Raw genomic sequence first — 6281 nt, 5'->3', positions numbered from 1 at the left:
GAGCGCTCGTGACGACCGCTGCGTGACCCCCGGCCTCCGAACTCGTCCCTCGGACCTCAGCTGCCGAAGAGTTCCTCCCCACGTCGTACGACCGGACTCAGTCCGCGATGATCAGGGACGGGGTGTCCCGCTTGAGCACCTCGCCGCGGAAGAACGCCGGGCTGACCCGCCGCATCACCACCATGATCACCAGGCCGAGCGCCAGCAGCCCCACGCCGATCACGAAGACCGAGCCGACGCCCGCGACGGTGGAGCCGCTGCCGTACGCCGGGTCCCACATGTCGTACAGCGTCTTGCCGAAGACCGCCGCGAGCAGCAGCCCGCCGACGACCGGGGCCAGGCCCTTGAAGACGAAGTCCCGGCCGGAGCGGAGGATCTCGGCGCGGAAGTACCAGGCGCAGGCGAAGGCCGTGAGGGAGTAGTAGAAGCAGATCATGAGGCCGAGCGCGTAGATCGTGTCGATCAGGACGTTCTCGCTGACCAGCGTCATGACGGTGTAGAAGGCGCCGGTGGCGATGCCGGCGACGACCGTGGCCTTGCCGGGGGTCTTGAAGCGCGGGTTGACCCGGGCGAAGGACGGCGGCAGCGCCTGGTACGTCGACATCGCGAGCACCGTGCGGGCGACCGGGATGAAGGTGGTCTGGAGGCTCGCCGCGGCGGACGCGAGGACCGCGACGAAGAGCAGGACGCCGAGGCCGGGGCCCATGACCGGGCCGGCGAGCGCGGCGAAGACGTTGTCGGAGGTCTCCGGGTTGGCGAGCCCGAGGCCCGTCCCGCCGGAGCCGACGGCCATCTGCGCGGCGACGCCGGTCATCAGGTACGAGGCGACCAGCACGACCATGGCGATCAGCGCGGCCCGGCCGGGGGTCTTGCCGCTGCCGGTGGTCTCCTCGTTGGCGCTCAGGCTCGCGTCCCAGCCCCAGTACATGAAGATCGACAGCGACAGGCCGGCGGTGAAGGCGGCGAAGGACTCCACGGCGAAGGGGTTCAGCCACTCGGTGGAGAAGGACAGCGAGGTCTCGAACGAGCCCGCCTTGGAGAGCGCCATCGCGACGAAGACGCCGAGGACCAGGAGCTGGAGGCCGACCAGGGCGTACTGCACGCCCTTGGTCGCCGTCATGCCGCGGTAGCTGATCGCGGTGGCGATCGCGATCAGCGCGAGCACGGTGACGATGTGCACGGCCTTGTTGTCGTCGAGCGCGGCCACCGCGTCGCTGCCGGTGACCTCGCCCGCGAGCAGCCAGAAGAAGGACGTCGCGACGCCGGCGAGGTTGGAGAGCACGATGATCGTGGCGACCACCAGGCCCCAGCCGCACATCCAGCCCACCCGCGGCCCGAACGCCTTCACCGTCCAGGTGAAGGAGGTGCCGCAGTCCGGCATGACCCGGTTGAGCTCCCGGTACGCGAAGGCGACCAGCAGCATCGGAAGGAAGCCCGCCAGGAAGATCGCGGGCATCTGGAGCCCGACCTCACCTGCCGTGGAGCCGAGGGTGGAGGTGAGGCAGTAGACGGGGGCGACGGTGGAAATGCCGATGACGGCACTGCCGGTCAGCCCGACGGAGTTGCCGCCGAGCCCTTTGCCGCGCACGCCACCGCCCTTGCCGGGGGCGGCGCCCCGCACCGTGTCTCCGGCCTGCGGCCGGGCGTCCAGCTGAGTCATGAACAGGACGTTAAGTGCTGCGGTTTCCACATCCGGAGCCCAAGCGTCCGAATATCGAACCTTTCCTTTCGGTGGCGAGTACGGAGGATTTCCTGCGCATGAAAGCTCTACTCAGGAAACCACTCCCAGCTCGTAAGGTGTGCCATCGATTTTGCGACGTACGATAACCGCAGCGGTGCCCGTTTTACCCCTTGTGAAATTTTCCGGTGAGCCGACAGCGAACACCCGACGGCCCGGGGCCGCGGGGGTCACCCGGGCCAGACCAGCGCCTGCGTCTCGCTGTACGCGTGCAGGGCGTACGACCCCACGTCCCGCCCCACCCCGCTCTGCTTGAACCCGCCGAACGGCGCCTCCATGTGCCGACCGACCGTGTTCACCCCTACCCCGCCGGCCCGCAGCTCGCCCGCGACGCGGAACGCCCGCGCCACGTCCCCCGACCACACGTAGTCGATCAGCCCGTACTCGCTGTCGTTGGCGAGCGCGATCCCCTCCTCCTCCGTGTCGAAGGGCAGCACCACGACCACCGGCCCGAAGACCTCCTCCCGCACCACCCGCATCGCGCTCGTGCACTCCGCGAAGAGCGTCGGCGCCACGTAGAAGCCCTTGCCGAGGTCGGGCCGCTCGCCGCCGACGACCAACCGGGCGCCCTCCGCCCGGCCCAGCGCCACGTACGACTCCACCCGGTCGCGGTGCGCGGCCGAGATCACCGGCCCCACCACGGTGCCCCGCTCCGCCGGATCGCCCACGGTCAGCCGACCGGCGTACCCGGCGAGGCCCGCCACCAGCCGCTCGTAGATCCCGCGCTGCGCGATGACCCGCGTCGGCGCCGTGCAGATCTGTCCGCTGTAGAAGGAGTACGTCGTCCCGATCCCCGCCACCGCCGCGGCCGGGTCCGCGTCGTCGAAGACGAGCGCCGCGCCCTTGCCGCCCAACTCCATGAGCTGGCGCTTCATCCCGCGCCCGCAGACCTCGGCGATCGCCCGCCCCACCGCCGTCGAGCCGGTGAAGCTCACCATGTCGACGTCCGGCGAGTCGACCGCGGCCCGCCCCGCCGCCGGCCCGGAACCGGTCACCACGTTCACCACGCCCGGCGGCACCCCCGCCTCCGCCAGCGCCCGCGCCATCCGGAACACCGACAGCGGATCCTGCGGCGCCGGCTTCACCACGACCGTGTTGCCCATCGCCAGCGCCGGCGCGACCTTCCCCGCCGGGTTCGCCCAGGGGTTGTTGTACGAGGTGATGCAGGTGACCACGCCCACCGGCCGGCGCACCGCGACCGCGCCGACGACCGCCGCCCGGCCGAAGGGGCCGGCCGCGGTCACCTGCGGCGCCAGCGCCCGCTCGACGGGTTCCAGCGCGCCCTTCGCGTACCGGCGGAAACGCGCGGCGGCCACCGCGACCTGCATGCCGCGCGCGGTCGCGGTCGTCGCCCCGCTCTCCTGGCGGGCCACGTCGGCGTGGGCGGCGGCGTCCCGCTCGATGACGTCGGCGGCGGCGGCGAGGATCCGGGCGCGCTCCTCGGGCGGGGTGCGCGACCAGGGGCCGAACGCCTCGCGCGCCGCCGCTGCCGCCGCGTGCACCTGGGCCCGGCCGGCCTCCGGCGCCAGCCCCACGACGGTCTCGGTCGCCGGGTTCACGACCTCGTAGTGCCCGTCGTCGGGCTCGACCCACTCGCCGCCGATGAACAGCCGCTGTTCCCCCGGCCCCGTCACCGCGTCGGGACCCTGGTGTCAACCGTCCGCGTGTCCCGGCCGGAGCGCAGCACGATCCCCGGCACCGCGCCCGTCACCCGGTCGTCCCGGATCGCCTCCACCCCGTTCACCCGCACGGACACCACCCCCAGCGCCCGGGCGTCCAGCCGCGGGCTGTCCCCCGGCAGGTCGTGCACCAGCCGCGCCGGCCCCGCGTCGATCCGCTCCGGGTCGAAGAGCACCAGGTCCGCGTGGTACCCCTCGGCCACCCGCCCGCGCTCGCGCAGCCCGAACAGCCGCGCCGGATCGTCGGTGAGCATCTTCACCGCGGCCTCCAGCGACACCAGCCTGCGCCCGCGCAGACAGTCGCCGATGAACCGGGTGGTGTACGGCGCCCCGCACATCCGGTCCAGGTGGGCGCCCGCGTCCGAGCCGCCGAGCAGGACGTCCTCGTGCTCCCAGGTGCGCCGCCGCAGCTCCCACGACGCCGGGTCGTTGTCCGTGGGCATCGGCCACAGCACGGTCCGCAGCCCGTCGTTGGCGCAGATCTCCACCAGGCAGTGGAAGGGGTCCTGGCCGCGCTCGGCCGCGATGTCGCCGACGACCCGCCCGCCGAGCCCTTCGTTCCGGGGCGAGTAGGTGTCCCCGATGACGTACCGGTCGAAGTTCGCCAGCCGCCGGAAGACGCCCGCCTCCTTGGACTCCGCGCGCCGCAGCATCTCCGCCCGCACCTCGGGGTCGCGCAGCTTCGCGATCCGCTCCTCCACCGGCAGCGCCAGCACCTCGCCCCACCCGGGGATCAGGTTGAGCGCGCAGAAGGTGCCCAGCGACATGTTCATGGGGGTGAGGATCGGCATCGTCAGCGCGACGATCCGCCCGCCCGCCGCCCGCGCCCGCTCGCTGGCCAGCAGTTGCCGCGGCACCCGCTCGGGCACGGCCGCGTCGACGGTGAGCACGTTCCAGTTCAGCGGGCGCCCGGCCGCCGCCGTCATCGCGACGAACAGATCGATCTCCGCGTCGCTGAACTGGTCCAGGCACCCGGCGACGATCGCCTCCAGCTGCGTCCCCTCGTGCTCGGCGACCGCCCGGGAGAGCGCCAGCAGCTCGTCCGGCGCGGCGTGCCGGGAGGCGACCGGCTGCCCGTCGCCGTCGGCGTGGGTGGACGACTGGGTGGTGGACAGGCCCCAGGCGCCCGCGGCCATCGCGTCGTGCAGCAGCTCCACCATCCGCGCGAGCTGCTCGTCCGTGGGCCGGCCGCCGACCGCGTCGGCGCCCATGACGTGCCGCCGCAGCGCGCAGTGCCCCACCATGAAGCCGGCGTTCACCGCGATCCGGCCGTCCAGGGCGTCCAGGTACTCGCCGAAGGTGTGCCAGTTCCAGGGCGCGCCCTCCTCCAGCGCGACCAGCGCCATCCCCTCGACCCGGGCCATCATCCGCCGCGTGTAGTCGGCGTCCTCGGGCCGGTCCGGGTTGAGCGGCGCGAGGGTGAAGCCGCAGTTGCCGCCGGCGACCGTGGTCACGCCGTGGTTGAGCGAGGGAGTGGCGTAGGGGTCCCAGAACAGTTGGGCGTCGTAGTGCGTGTGCGGGTCGACGAAGCCGGGCGCGAGGACCAGCCCGGTGGCGTCCTCCTCGGTCCTGGCCTCCTCGACGGCGGTCCCCGGCTCGGCGACGACGGCGATCCGGCCGTCCCGCAGCCCGACGTCGGCGACGTACGCCGGCGCTCCCGTCCCGTCGACGACGGTGGCGGACCGGATGAGGTGGTCGAGCACGGCGGTGCCTCCTCGTCAGGCGGTGGTGGCGGCGTTGCGGAAGCGGGTCGTGCGGTGCACGGGGTCGGTGTCGATCTGCGGGATGACGTGCTCGCCGATCAGCTTGATCGTGTTCATGGTGTCCTCGTACGAGATGCCGATCGGCAGCCCGAAGGAGAGCTGGTCGGCGCCCGCCTGCTCCCACCGCTTGCACTGCTGCAACACCTCGTCGGGGTCGCCGCAGATCATCAGCTCCTCCTGGATGAGGAGTTCGACGACCTCCGCGGTGTACTCGGGGAGCAGTTCGGGCCACTCGGGCACGCCCTCGGGCCGCGGGAAGGTGTCGTGGTAGCGGAAGAGCAGCGACTGGAGGTAGTTCAGCCCGCCGCCGACGGCTATCCGCACGGCCTCGTCGTGGGTCTCGGCGCAGATCGCGGTGGAGGTGACCATGACGTTGTCGTTGACGTACGCGCCGATCGCCTGCGCCTCGCCGACGGCGGTCTTGTACGAGTCGAGCACCCACTCCATGTCGGAGACCTTCTGCACGCTGAACCCGAGGACCCCGAGGCCCTTGCGACCGGCCATGGCGTACGAGGAGGGGGAGCCGGCCGCGTACCACATGGCCGGGTGCGCCGCGCCGTACGGCTTGGGCAGCACCTTGCGCGGCGGCAGCGACCAGTGCCGGCCCTGGAACCCCTCGTACTCCTCCTGGAGCCACATCTTGGGGAACTCGGCGATGGTCTCCTCCCAGATCTCCCTGGTGTGGTTCATGTCGGTGATGCCGGGCAGGAAGCCGAGGATCTCGTGGCTGCCGGCGCCGCGCCCGGAGCCGAACTCGAACCGGCCCTCGGAGAGGTGGTCGAGCATGGCGACCTTCTCGGCGACCTTCACGGGGTGGTTGACGGGGGCGAGGGGGTTGAAGATGCCGGAGCCGAGGTGGATGCGGTCGGTGGCGTGGGCGAGGTAGCCGAGGAAGACGTCGTTGGCGGAGAGGTGCGAGTACTCCTCCAGGAAGTGGTGCTCGGAGGCCCAGGCGTACTTGAAGCCCGACCGGTCGGCCTGGATGACGTACTCGGTCTCCTCCATGAGCGCCTTGTGCTCGGCGAGGGGGTCGGTCTCGGCGCGCTTGCCGACGTATCCCTGTACGAAGATCCCGAATTCCACGGGGCGTTCACCGTCCTC

4 protein-coding genes are annotated in these 6281 nt (G+C 72.0%); all 4 read right to left on the bottom strand.

Annotated features, from left to right (window positions below; all coding sequences use genetic code 11):
• Nucleotides 1-97 precede the first annotated feature (97 nt).
• Nucleotides 98-1660: an APC family permease gene (locus tag AB0E05_RS31930; protein ID WP_361970256.1), complete on the bottom strand. Its 1563-nt coding sequence runs from the start codon at nt 1658-1660 to the stop codon at nt 98-100.
• 248 nt (nt 1661-1908) lie between these two features.
• Nucleotides 1909-3372 carry an aldehyde dehydrogenase family protein gene (locus tag AB0E05_RS31925; RefSeq protein ID WP_361970253.1) on the bottom strand — a complete coding sequence of 488 codons (1464 nt, stop codon included), beginning with the start codon at nt 3370-3372 and terminating at the stop codon, nt 1909-1911.
• A complete protein-coding gene (locus tag AB0E05_RS31920; protein ID WP_361970251.1) occupies nt 3369-5120 on the bottom strand; it encodes a D-aminoacylase in 1752 nt (583 codons plus the stop codon). The genes AB0E05_RS31925 and AB0E05_RS31920 overlap by 4 nt, the downstream gene beginning before the upstream one ends.
• Before the next feature lie 15 nt (nt 5121-5135).
• Nucleotides 5136-6263, bottom strand: a complete 1128-nt coding sequence (locus tag AB0E05_RS31915; protein WP_361970248.1) for an LLM class flavin-dependent oxidoreductase — start codon at nt 6261-6263, stop codon at nt 5136-5138.
• Nucleotides 6264-6281: the final 18 nt, after the last annotated feature.

The sequence above is a fragment of the Streptomyces sp. NPDC048057 genome, from assembly GCF_040653095.1.
GTDB lineage: Bacteria > Actinomycetota > Actinomycetes > Streptomycetales > Streptomycetaceae > Streptomyces.
The sequence above is the reverse complement of the archived record's forward strand: the minus strand, read 5'-3'. Positions and strand labels throughout refer to the sequence as shown.